The sequence below is a fragment of the Murinocardiopsis flavida genome, from assembly GCF_003014485.1.
Classification (GTDB): Bacteria; Actinomycetota; Actinomycetes; order Streptosporangiales; family Streptosporangiaceae; genus Murinocardiopsis; species Murinocardiopsis flavida.
On the sequence record NZ_PYGA01000015.1, the window covers coordinates 132,994 to 145,682 of the forward strand.

Here is a 12,689-nt window from a genome sequence, read left to right on the forward strand (position 1 = left end):
GGGGCCGCTCATACGCGCAGTGCGTCGAGGGAGTCGGCGAACCCGGCGCGTTCGGCCAGGACGGCGAGCGCGTCGGCGGGCAGCAGCCCTTCGCCGAGGGTCAGGGCGATGAGGTCGGCCGGGGCGGTGCCCAGGTCGGCCAGCAACCCGGTGTCGCCGCCCGGGTCGGGGTAGGGCTTCTGCCCGGTGCCCTCGACCATCTCGGGCTCGTGGATGGTCCCGCTGTCGAGCAGCAGCGCGGCGACCGCGTTGGAGTGCACGGCGCGCGCGTCGGAGAGGAAGACCCGGGGATCGGCGCGGTCGTCGACGCGGACCACGCCGAACCACTCGTCGTCGGCCTCCATGAGCAGCACCATGGTGCCTTCGGCGGCGTCGGGGTCCTCGGCGCCCGCAACATCGCGCATCAGGTCGGTGATGTCGTCAATGGACTCGGCCTCGGACAGATCGACCTCGCCGCCCGCCCAGGTGCCATTCGAGCGGCCGAAGACCGCTGAGAAGATCGACACCGTGCGTCTCGTCCTCCCTAGCCCGACCGGAGTGCGCACCACCGGCCGGGCGACAACGCAGGGACGCCGCGGGCACAGGTTCCCGCGCGCTCATTCGTCTGGAGTGCCTACCCCATCCCGTCGAGCGCACGCTGGAACGCCTGCTGAAATCCGAGTCGTTCGGAGATGCTCGCGAGCACTTCGTCGGGATACAGGTCGAGGTCGCCGGCGAGGGCGCCCAGCTCCATCTCGTCCAGGCCGAGGTCGGCGATGATCGACAGGTCGCCGGCCGGCAGCACCTGGTCGAGGTCCTCGTCCTCGGGGATGTCGATGTCGAGGTAGGCCAGGACCTCGCGCGCCACCTCCCAGTCGACGGAGGCGGTCACGTCGGACAGGAAGATGCTGACGTCGTCGCGCCCGTACACGCGCACGATCACGAAGAAGTCGTCGCCGACGGAGACCAGGCCGATCGCGCCGCTGATACTGGGCTGCTGGCGAAGCGCGTGGAGCAGGCCCTTGAGGTCCTGGGTCAGGGCCACCGGGAGCAGGTCGACATCCCAGTAGTCCTCTTCCCTGTAGGCGACCGCGACAAAGTCGCCCGAACCGTCGTCGCCCTGATCGAGTTCCGTCATCGACACCCCAACCGGATGGCCTTGGTCCGGCCAGGATCGCAGATCCTCCGGTGGTGCGTCATCGTAACGGCTGCTCTCGCCCGTGCCACGGTCCCCGGTGGGGGAGGCGTCCCCGTGATAGAAGTCAGCGCTCACGGCTCCTATTAGAACGGACTCGGCACGCCCGGCAGAACCCCGCGGGGGCGAGCGGACGGTTTCGTTACCCCGCGCTGCCCTCCCCACTGCACGCTGTGATCAGCGAACGTCCAGGTGGGATGCTGATTCGCGGCGCCTCCCGGCGGCGCGCGGCGCACCCGGCCCGCGCCGCGGTTCCCGGTTCGTTATCCAAGTGAGCCGAAGCGGATCGGCCGCAGCGGGCGCACCCGCGGCGGCACGCTCCACCCGGCCGCGCGGGCGCCCACGGCGACCTCCGGTGCCTGGCGGGCGAAGTTAGACTTCCCGCAGCACCCCGACATCACGTCCTCCCAGCTCACCGGAGTATTCATCTCATGGAAACCCACGTGGTCGACCACCCGCTCGTGGCCCACAAGCTCACGACGCTGCGCGACGTCCGCACCGACTCGCCGACCTTCCGGCGGCTGACCGACGAACTGGTCACCCTGCTCGCCTACGAGGCCACCCGGGACGTCTGGGTGTCCGAGGTCACCGTGGATTCGCCGCTCGCCCCGGCGCCCGGCGTGCAGCTGACCCGCCCCACCCCGCTGGTGGTGCCGATCCTCCGCGCCGGCCTGGGGATGCTCGACGGCATGACCCGGCTGCTGCCGACGGCCGAGGTGGGCTTCCTCGGCATGGCGCGCGACGAGACGACCCTCCAGCCCGCCACCTACGCCGACCGCCTGCCGCAGGACCTCTCGGGGCGGCAGTGCTACGTCCTCGACCCGATGCTCGCGACAGGGGGGACCCTGGCGGCGGCGCTCCAACTGCTCGTGGACAGGGGCGCCGAGCACGTGACCGCGATCTGCCTGCTCGCCGCCCCGGAGGGGATCGAGGCCGTGCGCGACCGGCTGTCGGCGGCGCTGGGCGAGAAGCACGGCGCGTCGCTGCGCATCGTCACAGCGGCGCTCGACGACCGGCTCAACGAGCAGGGGTTCATCGTGCCCGGTCTGGGCGACGCGGGAGACCGCCTCTACGGGCTGGTCTGACCGGGCCGGACCGACCTGGCTGGTCCAACCGGCGCTTGTCCGACCGGGCCGGGCCGGTCCGACTCCGCCGGTCGCCGCGGCACTGCCTCGGCGAGGGTGCGGCGAGGGGTGAGGCGGGACTCCGGGCGCGGTGCCGCGCCGCGTCCGGGGTGCCCTGGGGCGTCCGTTCCGTGTCGAATCGGTGACAGCGGGTGTGAACTCGCACCAAAGGGGAAGGTTCGTCCGCACACCCGCTGATCACTGTCCAAAAATCTCCGGATTTCGCATTACACCCCAACCGAATTGCACCTGAGATGAACCCGTGACCCAGTAGAGTTATCCGGACCGGGACCCGGACGGCGACTCGCACCGACCCCGCCCCGGCCGCGCCCACCTCCCCGTGGACGCACTGACCCCACCTCTACTTCGCCACCCGACATCCCGAGTGCACACGGATCTCGCCTGAACAGGGCGTTGCGACCCTTGCATCGGTTACCCACTGCTGGTAGACGAGTACGGAGCGCAATTGATCACCCTTTCCCCTCAAGGAGTGACATGACGAACAACGCCGGCACCGTCCCGCGCGAGTTCTCACCCGTCGTCGACCGGTTGCGGACCGAGTTCGCCGGGGTACACCAGCAGAGCACCGTGTCGAGATGCGTCGACGCCGCTCGCCACGGTGCACAGGACGTCACCGGAAGAGCAACGCCCGACCTCGTCGAACGCATCGCACGGCAACACCTCCAGGTGCTCGTGCTCGCGTTCGCCGAACGGCACTAGCACGCCCCTCGGCACAGCACAAGCCGCCCGGGCGCGAGCGCCACGCCGAAGGGTGCTAACCGGCTTTACGGGGTCGATCTTGGGTGTAACAATCAATTCGGGTTAGTGGGTCAGTTGCATTCTTGGGGAGTAGCGCATGGCCAAGGTGAAACAATGGCTGAAATACGGACTCATCGCATTCCTGATCTTCTACCTGATCAGCCAGCCTGAAGCCTCCGCCGACGTCATCCAGACCGGCCTGGGCGGCCTCATGGGCGCCGCCGAGTCGCTGTCGCGGTTCGTGAACGCGCTGTCGGTCTGAGGGCCCGGTCAGCATGAAGCTCGTCACTCCAGGCGATGCGGCACCCGCCTCCGTCAACCGCTACCTGCTGCCGCATGAGCAGCAGGTCATCACCATGCGGCGGCATCCGGCAATCCTCATGGGTCCGGTCGGAATCGTGCTGGTCAGCCTCATCGGAGCAGGCATCCTGAGCAACACCGGCATGGCGGCGAGCGCCACCACGCTCGCGGTCATCTGGTGGATCTGGCTGCTGGTACTGGTCTGGTTCGTCTGGAGGGTGGCGGAGTGGTCGGTCGACTACTTCGTCATCACCTCGGCACGGCTGCTGCTCACCACCGGCCTGATCACCCGGCAGGTCAACATGATGCCGCTCGGCAAGGTCACCGACATGCGGTTCGAACGCTCGCTCGTGGGCCGGCTCATCGGCTACGGCACGTTCGTCATGGAGTCCGCCGGTCAGGACCAGGCGCTCAGCAGGATCAACTACGTGCCGTACCCCGAGCAGTTGTACCTGGAGGTCGTGGGGCTGATCTTCCCCGGTAAGGACTGATCCGCCGGGCCCGGCTCAGCCCGGACCGACCGAACCCGAACGCACGAGGCGCCCCCCGCCGGTGGGCGCCTCGACGCGTTTGCGGACCCATGACCAACACCGGTTACCGCCGGTGACACCGGTGTCACGAAAGGGGCGCGACACGGTGGAATCAAATTGACTTCCAGGTGAACACAAGGTTAACTGAAAGCCTCGTTCATTAAAACTCCCAGGAGGAACCCATGGCGCGAAAGGTCAGCGACCCCTCGCCGGGCGCACGGTCCGCTACCGCGCGCCGCCGTCGCCTCCCCGCACGCCGCGGCACCCACGGCACGGCAGTGCCCCCCGCCGCGGTGCCGCAGCAGCCGGCCCCGCACGAACCCGCCCTCGCCGTCCCGCCGTCGAGCGCCGCCGCATCCGCTGACCCCGTGCGCCCGATCCTGCGCTGGCACCTGGTCACGGCGCCCGACGGCGTCACCCGTCCCGAAGCCCTCTGGTCTTAGTGGTCTCAGTGGTCCCAGCGGCACGTACCGCTGGGGCCCGGGCTGCTGGGTGTGGACCCGCCCCAAGTGGTTGAAGCACCGCTCACCCGTGCTGCGCCGCCGCGCGAACCGTGAGCCGCAGCGAGCACCGCACCGCCATGTCGCCATGTCCCCGCCAGGCGGACCGCGCTCCGCAACCCGGCGGTGTTGCCTCCGGGTGTCAGCGTTCAACGAGACGATACGTTGTGACTCGTATCGCACGAAAACCCCGTGACATCGGCCACGACCGCCGCCTATGATCCACGCATGGGTACGCTGATCCACTTCCTGTAGTCCACCGGTCCAGGGACGCGAGTTCCGCCGCCGCGGTGTCCTGAGCGCGCTTCGCCGCGCCCACCGCAGGCCGTCGCGTCCCGCCCGCAGCCGGGTTCCCGCCCCACCAGCACCTCCGTGCACGGCCGCGCCTTTCGCGCGCCCCCACGGGGCGGGAGCCCGGCGCGGGCCGCACCCCACCCGCCGCGACGCCCCCGCGCGCGGCCCGGACTCCAGGAGGTCGCTCATGACCACCGCGCCAACCCTCGCCGCAAGCCGGCTCACCCTGACCGACGCCACCAAGCGCTACGGCGAACGAACCGTACTCGACTGCGTGTCCCTCTCCGTCAAACCCGGCGAACGGGTCGGCATCATCGGGGACAACGGCTCCGGCAAGTCCACCCTGCTCCGACTCCTCAGCGGGCGCGAGGCCCCCGACGGCGGCGATGCCGCCGTCTCCGCACCCGGCGGCATCGGCTACCTCGCCCAGACGCCGACACCGTCCCTGCTCGGCGCCGACCTGAACGAGCCGACCGTCGGCGACATCATCGACGCCGCACTGGCCCACCTGCGGAGCATCGAAGCGCGGATCCGGGCGGCCGAGTCCGCACTGGGCACCGCGGAACCCAAGCAGCTCGACGCCTACGGCGAACTCCTCGCGGAGTTCGAGGCGCGCGGCGGCTACCAGGCCGACGCCCGCGTGGACGCCGCGCTGCACGGACTCGGGCTCCCCCGACTCCCCCGCGACCGCACGCTGCGCACCCTTTCCGGGGGCGAGTGCTCGCGCCTCGCACTCGCGGCGACACTCGCGGCAGACCCCGAACTGCTGCTGCTCGACGAGCCGACCAACCACCTCGACGACGTCGCGACCGCATGGCTGGAGGACCGGTTGCGCAGGCACCGGGGCACGGTCGTCGCCATCACCCACGACCGGGTGTTCCTCGACCGCGTCACGACCACGATCCTGGAGGTCGACCGCGACACCCGCGCCGTGACCGCGTACGGCAATGGGTACCGCGGCTACCTCGCCGCCAAGGCGGCGGCCCGGCAGCGCTGGGCGCAGGAGTACCGCGACTGGCTCGCGGAGATCGACCGGCAGGAGCGCATCGCCGAGTCCGCCGGAGCGTGGCTCGGCGGCATCTCGCGCAAGGGTCCGGCCTGGTTCAGCGGCAACGGGGCGCACCGGTCGCGGTCGTCCTCGCACTCCACGTCCAACAAGGTGCGCGCCGCGCGCGAACGGCTGCGCCGGCTCAGGGCCGACCCCGTCCCGGTGCCGCCCGAGCCGCTGCGCTTCCACGCCGACCCGGCGACGACGGACAACGGCGGCACGGGTGACCCTGGCGGCAGCGGTGGCCCTGGTCGCACCGGTGGATCTGGTCGCAGCGGTGAACCCGGTGGATCCGGTGGCACTGGCGGATCCGGTAGCAGCGACGGCACCGGCGACTCTGGTGGATCCGGCGGCAGGGGCGGCTCTGCCGGTTCCGGTGGCACCGGACCCACCTGTGGCACTGGCGGCGTCCTCCCCGCGGCGGAACCGGCGGTGCCACCAGCGGTGCCACCGTTGGTCGAACTGCGCGACGTCGCCGTCGGCCACCGGCTCAGCGTGGACCGGCTGCGCATCGCCCGCGGCGAACGCGTCCTGGTCACCGGACCCAACGGGGCGGGCAAGAGCACCCTGCTGCACGTCCTCGCCGGAGAGCTCACCCCCGACCGTGGAACGGGGCGGCGGCCCAGCAGGGTGGGCCTCCTGCACCAGGAGCACACTGTGGCGCACCCGCAGCGCACCGTCCTGGAGGCGTTCGCCGCGGGGAGACCGGGACCACCGGCGGACCACCGCTCCGCGCTCCTGGCGCTCGGCCTGTTCCGGGCGGCGGACCTGGGGGTCGCGGTCGGCGACCTGTCGGTGGGCCAGCAGCGGCGCATCGAACTCGCCCGCCTGGTTACCGGCCGGATCGACCTGCTGCTCCTGGACGAGCCGACCAACCACTTCTCGCCCGTTCTGGTCGAGGAGTTGGAGGAGGCCCTCAGCGCGTACCGCGGCGCCCTGGTCGTGGTCTCCCACGACCGAAGGCTGCGTGAGCGCACCGCCGCGACCCGGATCCACATGTGCGACGGAGTGCTCACCACCGCGGGGTGAGGACCGCGCCCGCCAACGGCGGGCACACGTTCGCCGCGGTCGGTCCGACCAGGGCAGACCGGCCGGGGCGGAGCGGGTCGGCTGAGGAGGGCGGCCCGGCCAGAGCGGGCAGGGCGAACAGGGCGGCCGCGAATCGGGACCGTCGCCCCCAATCCCCGCGCGGTGAGGTCCGCCGCCCCCGCTCCCCGCGCGGTGAGGTCCGCCGCCCCCGCTCCCCGCGCCGTGCGGACCGCCGATCCCGCTCCTCACTGCGCGGGATCGGCGGTCCGTGTTAATCGCCTTGACCCTCCACCCACTGGAGTCTTTAGCGTCCTCGGCGAACCATCCACGAGATCCGGGGGACGACCATGGCCACCGCACAACGAGTGGTCTTCGAGACCACGCTGAACCTGAACGCCGGCGACGCGGCAGTCGCCGACCTGGGGAAGACGCTCGGCGCAACGGGCATCAACCTGATCGAGGTCAAGCGCGCCTACGACGCGTCGACGGCCGCCCACCGCGGCGAGACGATCCCCGCGCACATCACCGTGTACGAGAACCGCACGTTCGCGCTGCGGCTCAAGACCCCGCCGACGGCCCACCTCATCCGCGGCGCGATCGGCACAACGGGGTCGGCCGAACCGGGCCGGACCACCGCGGGCACGCTCACCCGGGCCGACCTGCGCGCGATCGCCGAACGCAAACTACCCGACCTCAACGTCACCGACATCGACGCCGCCATGCGGACCATCGCGGGCACCGCCAGGTCGATGGGCGTCGCGATCAGCGACACCTGATCGCCCCGCGCACCGAGGCAACCAGCCCCTCCTGGTTCGTCCGATGACCTTGTCCACCTCTCCCGCACCGGCGGAGTTCCGGCTTTCCCGGGGACGGCCCGTCCGCGGCGCGGCCTTGCCACCAGGCCGCACGCGGGTAGTCAGTGGTCAAATCCAGCACCCAAGGCGACGAGGGAACCGGGCTCGCTTGTTTCGGTCGGGGCGCGCAAGGGTCGGGGCGGGCGACAGGGCAACGAAGGCTGGCGGCAGGCCGGGGTGAGTGGTCGCCTCCGCAGCGTTGTGGGGTCGGTCCGTTCACAGAGCGGCCTTGCCGCCGAGCCGCACGCGGGTGACCTTCGGTCAAAGCAGCAACGACGGCGGCGAGAGCCCGGGCCCCGGCGGGATCGAGACGGGTGCGCGGTGGCGAACAGCAGCAACGACGGCAGGCGGACTTCGCTCATTGGCGGCATCGATCCGGCACCTGCGGTCGGTCCGTCTGCTGGGCGGCCTTGTCTCCGGGCCGCGCACGGGTGGCCTTCGGGGAAAGGCAGCGACGACGACGGGCGGGCTCCGGGCCCCGGCGGGATCGAGACGGGTGCGCGGTGGGAAAGCAGCACCTGACGCGGCGAGGGGCCGGGGCCCGGTTGCCTCCGTCGGGGTGCGCGGGCGGCGGTCCGTTCGAGGGGCGGCCTTCTCACCGGTCCGCGCGCGGGCGGTCAGTGGTTACATGCAGCGCCAACGGCGGGCGGGCTCCGGACCCCGGCGGAGTCGAGCCGGGTGCGCAGTGGGGAACAGCAGCACCAACGGCGGCGAGGGGCCGAGTTCGGGTTGCCTCGATCGGGCGTGCGGGGGCCAGGGTGGGCGACGGGGCGGCGATGGCCGGGGATGGGCCGGAGTGGGCGGTCGAGGCCGGGGTCTCTCGGGGTCGTCAGCGCCTCCCCGCGTCCCCCCGCAGCGAAAAGCACGGCTACCTGCGCAGAGCCCCACCCGCAAAGGGCGATTGGCGGTGAATGTCCCTTTTGGTCGCGTGGTTCGCGGCGAAGAGGCGCCGATTCGGTCCCCGCGCCAAGATCATGTCCATCATGCGGACGAGTGATCGGCCGAGACCGCCGCCACGCGCCCGGATTGCGGTATGGTGTCCGGTTTTTACGGGTGGTGCGGGCCCGGCGAGCGGCGGGGTGCTCATCCAGACGTCATACGGGTGCTGTCTGGGTTGACCCTCTCATCGAGTTCTCACGATACGAGACGCCCGGGATGGTGGGGCGCCGCCCCCGATCCGCTGACCTGCCCTTCTGCGCAGGACGATGCGCCCGCCCACCCAACGCCGTCGACCCAACGGCAACGACGGCATGCTCACGCACCCACCGACCCGGGCGCCAGAAGGACTGCCGCTACGCGGCACCGCACGGAAACGGCCACGGGCACCCGGAGGCGAGACCGCCCCCGAAGCAAGGCGCCCGCGAGCAAGGGCGTCCGTGACCCCAAGGGAACAGGAGCCAGGCTGCCGGAAAGCCTGCGCAGCAGCGACGGCCGACACACATCCCGCACTGCGACCGCCGGGCCCGACGCCGCACGGAACCCACCGCAACCACACCCGGGCGCCCCAACACAGCACCCCGGTCGCGCGCTCAGTACGTGGCGAGCCTTATGCCTCGAACCCCGACGTCTGCTTCGGCCGTCGCTGCTGCGCAGGCTCCCCGGCAGCCCAGCCCAGGTCCGCTGGGGGCAAGGACGCTCTCGGCACCCACCCCCGGCACGAAGCCGACGCCACAACCCACACCCCGAGCCAACGCCCCACACCCCGACACCCCCGCCCAAGCCCGCCGCGGACACGGACGCCCCCGGCACCCACCCCGACCCCCGCCCACCCCAGCCGATGCAGCCGAACCCCGACCCCCTCCCGCCTTCGGCGCTGCTTCTCACCACAGACCACCCGCACGCGGCCCAGCGAGAAGGCCGCCCAACAGACGGACCGCCCCCACAACGCTGCGGAGACGACCACCTACCCCGGCCCACCACCGGCCGTCGCTGCCCCGTCTCCCGCCCCGACCCCCGCATACCCCAGCCGGAACAACCGAGCCCGACCCTGTGCCGCCGTTGCTGCCGCTTTTCACCACCGCGCACCCGCATGGTGACCTGCGACAAGACCGCCCAGCAGACCCGACGCCTTAAGGAGCCGATAGTCCACGGACCCTCGTCGGTCCGCTTCCGCCGGGTTGCACCGCTGGCGTTCGCATCACGCCGCTGGTGGTGTCCGCGCCGCACCGCGCGATGGAGGGGCGGCGTCTTCGGGGCGCGGGCAGCACCGTCCGTCCTGTATCGGACGTATCGGATGCCTGCGCGGCGACCGGCGCGGTCCCGTGGCACCGCCCCCTTCGCCGCGCCATGGCCGGTCGTCCTCGGTATGCCCACACCTGGACCGGTGTGCATGATGAGCGTCATGTCCTTTGCCGCGACACCGCTCACCGCCGCCATGCGCCGCGCCATCGCACACGCCTGGGGGCACACCGTGGACGACCGGGCCGTGCGCCTGTTCGGAGGGGAGGAGTCCGCCGCCTACCGCACCGGTGCCCTGGTCGTGCGCGTCGGCCCGCTCGGCCGCGGCAACGCCGAGATGGAATGGTGCCACTCCATCGCCGCCCACGCGGCTCAGCGCCTGCCCGAGGCCGTGGCCCCCCTGCGCACCCGCGACGGCGGCACCGTCGTGCGCGCGGAGGGCAGACCGCTGTCGCTATGGCGCTTTGTCGACGGGGAGCGGCCCGACCCCGCCCAGGCCGACACCGCCGAGCAGGCCGCGGGCCTGCTCGCCCGGCTGCACCGGGCACTGGCCTCGCTGCGCCCGGCTCCGCGGCCGACGCGAACCCTCCTAGAGGCCGGGCTCGACGGGCGGCCGACCGGCGATGCGCCGACGCCCCCTGATCCCGCGCTCGACCAGTGGCTGGCCGACTTCCACCGGCGCGCCCCGGTGTCCCATCCGCTGCACGGCGACTTCTACTCCGGGAACACACTGACACAAGGAGGCCGCCTGGTGGCGCTGTTCGACTGGGACGAGGCCATGACGGGCCCGCCAGAGTTGGAGGTCGCCTCGGCCGCGATGGAGTGGTCCGGCGGGTTCGACGGCCCCGCCGAGGCGCGCCGCCGGTTCATCACCGCGTACCAGCAGGCAGGCGGCACCGCCGGCGACATGGACGAGCAGACTACCGTCCAGCTGATCCGGCACCGGCTGCGCAGTGAGGCTGCCTACGTCGAACGCGCTCGCGGCAATGAGGCCGGGCAGGACGCCGGGGACCTCGACTACCACCGGCGGCGCATCGCAGCGTTCACCCGGCTCCGCCCGTGAGGCCCCGCCCCGCCAAGGGGAACCTTCCCTGGTCGCGGCGTGCCCGGCACCACCGCCCCCGCCAAGGGGAACCGGCCCCGCCAAGGGGAACCTTCCCTGGTCACGAAGTGCCCGGCACCACCGTCCCACCGCTCCGCTGACTCGCCCCGCCCTACCCCCGCCGCCCCGCCGCCCCACCGTCCGCTGGCCCTGCGCCCGTGACCGCAACGCGGGCGGGTGGGTGCGGACGCTCAGGCCGACCCCGTGCGCGCGTAGCGGTCGGGCGGGGTGCCGATGACCGCCGTGAACTCGCGGGTCAGGTGCGACTGGTCGCTGTAGCCGAGCTCCACGGCCAGCGCCGCCCATGGGACGTCGGCGCCCTTGCGCGCCCGCTCCGCCGCCTCGTACAGGCGGTACCTGCGGATCACCGCCTTGGGGCTGATGCCCACATGGTCGGTGAAGCGGCGCTGCAACTGGCGCACGCCGATGCCCTCGCCCGCGGCGAGGTCCTCGACCCTGACCATGGCGGGGTCGGCGGCGATGCGCTCGACGAGGGCGCTCGTCGGCTCCGAGGGGCAGGGGTGCGGCGGCACCCGCTCGCACAGGAAGCGGTCGGCTGCGGCGGCCATGGCGGCGGGGTCGGCGGCGGCCGCGATCTCGTCCGCCAGGTCGGCGGCGCCGTCGAACACAGCGGACAGGTCGAGCGTGCCGTCGACAATGCCCGACATCGCCGCGCCGAGGAACGGCCGGAACCCCGCCGGCCGGAACATGACGCCGAGGACCCGCCCGGCCCCTTCGAGGACCTGGTTCGAGACCCGGGTGGTGGGCCCGTGGACGGTGCCGCCGGGCTCGAACACCACGTTCACCACGGGGTGCGAGAAGACGCGCTGCACGTAGGGCGCCGCGAGGTCCCACGTCGACACCCAGTAGCGATCGACGAACCGCGCCGCTGGGGACGACGGAGGGAAGCGGTCGAGGCGGAAGCGCCGGAGGCCGGCCTCCGCGTCGATGATGCCGCGGGCGTCCTCCCGCACTGGTCGGATCACCCGCCCATCGTAATCCGCCGATGTCGCTTTTGTTCAATCCGCCGAGCACCGCAGGGAGCCATAATCGAACTCCTGTCGCAACGAACGGATGGCCGAATATGAGCGAGATCGCAGCACGGTTCACGAGGTTGGCAGCCGACTTCGCCGCAACGGCGGAGGCGGTGCCGCCCGAGCGGTGGGACAGCCCGTCGCCCTGCCCCGAGTGGACGGCCCGCGGGGTTGTGGGCCACCTCGTGGAGAACCAGGTCATGTTCCTCGGGTTCGTGCACCGCGGCCTCGGCGACATCCCGTCCGCGGCCGACGACCCGGTCGGCTCCTGGCGGGCGGCGGCAGCGGTGGTCCAAGCCGAACTGGCCGACCCCGAGCGCGCGGCGGCGACCTTCGACGGCTTCTTCGGCCGCAGCAGGTTCGACGTGGCACTCGACCGCTTCGTCAACTTCGACCTGATCGTGCACCGCTGGGACCTCGCACAGGCGGCCGGCCTGGAGCTCCGACTCGACCCCGCCGACATCGACTGGGCGGCGGAGAAGGCCGCGTCGTTCGGTGACATGTTGCACAGCGACGGGGTGTGCGGTCCCGCTCTCGTCCCGCCGCCCGGCTCCGGACGGCAGACCGCGTTCCTCGCCTCCGTCGGGCGTCGCGCCTGGTAGCCGCCGCACGCCTCCGGATTGTCGGCGGTCCTGCGTAGCGTTTGGACGACAGACCCACGCACCACTGATCCGGCGTCCCCCACACTGGCCGGCTTGACTTCAACCTTAGTTGAGGTATCAGTCTGGGGGTTGCAACAGCCGCTCCGACGATCCGGTGGTAC

Annotated in this window: 12 protein-coding genes; 9 read left to right on the top strand and 3 right to left on the bottom strand. The window is 71.9% G+C overall.

The annotated features are described in order from the left end of the window. Positions 1-8 precede the first annotated feature (8 nt). The gene (locus CLV63_RS20600) at positions 9-506 is read right to left on the bottom strand and encodes a tRNA adenosine deaminase-associated protein (protein ID WP_106584796.1); all 498 of its coding nucleotides are present in this window, start codon (positions 504-506) and stop codon (positions 9-11) included. Positions 507-613: 107 nt separating this feature from the next. Further along, the gene (locus CLV63_RS20605) at positions 614-1,117 is read right to left on the bottom strand and encodes a tRNA adenosine deaminase-associated protein (protein WP_106584797.1); all 504 of its coding nucleotides are present in this window, start codon (positions 1,115-1,117) and stop codon (positions 614-616) included. Positions 1,118-1,605: 488 nt separating this feature from the next. Between CLV63_RS20605 and upp the strand changes: the two genes are divergently transcribed. The 8 genes from upp to CLV63_RS20645 all read left to right on the top strand — a co-directional run bounded on the left by upp (position 1,606) and on the right by CLV63_RS20645 (position 10,853). Continuing rightward, a complete protein-coding gene (upp, locus tag CLV63_RS20615) occupies positions 1,606-2,259 on the top strand; it encodes a uracil phosphoribosyltransferase (protein WP_106584798.1) in 654 nt (217 codons plus the stop codon). 534 nt (positions 2,260-2,793) lie between these two features. After that, the gene (locus CLV63_RS20620) at positions 2,794-3,018 is read left to right on the top strand and encodes a three-helix bundle dimerization domain-containing protein (RefSeq protein WP_106584799.1); all 225 of its coding nucleotides are present in this window, start codon (positions 2,794-2,796) and stop codon (positions 3,016-3,018) included. 136 nt (positions 3,019-3,154) lie between these two features. Further along, on the top strand, positions 3,155-3,319 hold the full coding sequence (locus CLV63_RS33675) for a hypothetical protein (protein ID WP_170134285.1): 165 nt from the start codon (positions 3,155-3,157) through the stop codon (positions 3,317-3,319). Positions 3,320-3,332: 13 nt separating this feature from the next. Next, positions 3,333-3,848, top strand: coding sequence for a PH domain-containing protein (locus tag CLV63_RS20625; RefSeq protein ID WP_106584800.1), 516 nt, complete (start codon positions 3,333-3,335; stop codon positions 3,846-3,848). A 221-nt stretch (positions 3,849-4,069) separates the two neighbouring features. After that, complete coding sequence (locus tag CLV63_RS20630; protein ID WP_106584801.1) at positions 4,070-4,330, top strand: hypothetical protein; 261 nt, start codon at positions 4,070-4,072, stop codon at positions 4,328-4,330. Positions 4,331-4,868: 538 nt separating this feature from the next. Beyond that, a complete protein-coding gene (locus CLV63_RS20635) occupies positions 4,869-6,758 on the top strand; it encodes an ABC-F family ATP-binding cassette domain-containing protein (protein ID WP_106584802.1) in 1,890 nt (629 codons plus the stop codon). 347 nt (positions 6,759-7,105) lie between these two features. Further along, positions 7,106-7,534, top strand: coding sequence for an uL11 family ribosomal protein (locus CLV63_RS20640; RefSeq protein ID WP_106584803.1), 429 nt, complete (start codon positions 7,106-7,108; stop codon positions 7,532-7,534). 2,419 nt (positions 7,535-9,953) lie between these two features. Further along, positions 9,954-10,853: a phosphotransferase enzyme family protein gene (locus CLV63_RS20645; protein ID WP_106584866.1), complete on the top strand. Its 900-nt coding sequence runs from the start codon at positions 9,954-9,956 to the stop codon at positions 10,851-10,853. A 230-nt stretch (positions 10,854-11,083) separates the two neighbouring features. Here the strand turns inward: CLV63_RS20645 and CLV63_RS20650 are convergent, their stop codons facing one another. Continuing rightward, entirely contained in the window at positions 11,084-11,878 is a 795-nt protein-coding gene (locus CLV63_RS20650; RefSeq protein WP_245928946.1) for a helix-turn-helix domain-containing protein, read from the bottom strand. A gap of 98 nt (positions 11,879-11,976) precedes the next feature. Between CLV63_RS20650 and CLV63_RS20655 the strand changes: the two genes are divergently transcribed. After that, positions 11,977-12,528: a TIGR03086 family metal-binding protein gene (locus CLV63_RS20655; protein WP_106584805.1), complete on the top strand. Its 552-nt coding sequence runs from the start codon at positions 11,977-11,979 to the stop codon at positions 12,526-12,528. The last annotated feature ends 161 nt before the right edge of the window (positions 12,529-12,689 follow it).

Excerpts from the sequence above, each read along its gene's own strand:
- CLV63_RS20605 (WP_106584797.1), bottom strand. The coding sequence starts at position 1,117 with ATGACGGAACTCGATCAGGGCGACGACGGTTCGGGCGACTTTGTCGCG.
- upp (WP_106584798.1), top strand. The coding sequence starts at position 1,606 with ATGGAAACCCACGTGGTCGACCACCCGCTCGTGGCCCACAAGCTCACG.
- CLV63_RS20620 (WP_106584799.1), top strand. The coding sequence starts at position 2,794 with ATGACGAACAACGCCGGCACCGTCCCGCGCGAGTTCTCACCCGTCGTC.
- CLV63_RS33675 (WP_170134285.1), top strand. The coding sequence starts at position 3,155 with ATGGCCAAGGTGAAACAATGGCTGAAATACGGACTCATCGCATTCCTG.
- CLV63_RS20625 (WP_106584800.1), top strand. The coding sequence starts at position 3,333 with ATGAAGCTCGTCACTCCAGGCGATGCGGCACCCGCCTCCGTCAACCGC.
- CLV63_RS20630 (WP_106584801.1), top strand. The coding sequence starts at position 4,070 with ATGGCGCGAAAGGTCAGCGACCCCTCGCCGGGCGCACGGTCCGCTACC.
- CLV63_RS20635 (WP_106584802.1), top strand. The coding sequence starts at position 4,869 with ATGACCACCGCGCCAACCCTCGCCGCAAGCCGGCTCACCCTGACCGAC.
- CLV63_RS20640 (WP_106584803.1), top strand. The coding sequence starts at position 7,106 with ATGGCCACCGCACAACGAGTGGTCTTCGAGACCACGCTGAACCTGAAC.
- CLV63_RS20645 (WP_106584866.1), top strand. The coding sequence starts at position 9,954 with ATGTCCTTTGCCGCGACACCGCTCACCGCCGCCATGCGCCGCGCCATC.
- CLV63_RS20655 (WP_106584805.1), top strand. The coding sequence starts at position 11,977 with ATGAGCGAGATCGCAGCACGGTTCACGAGGTTGGCAGCCGACTTCGCC.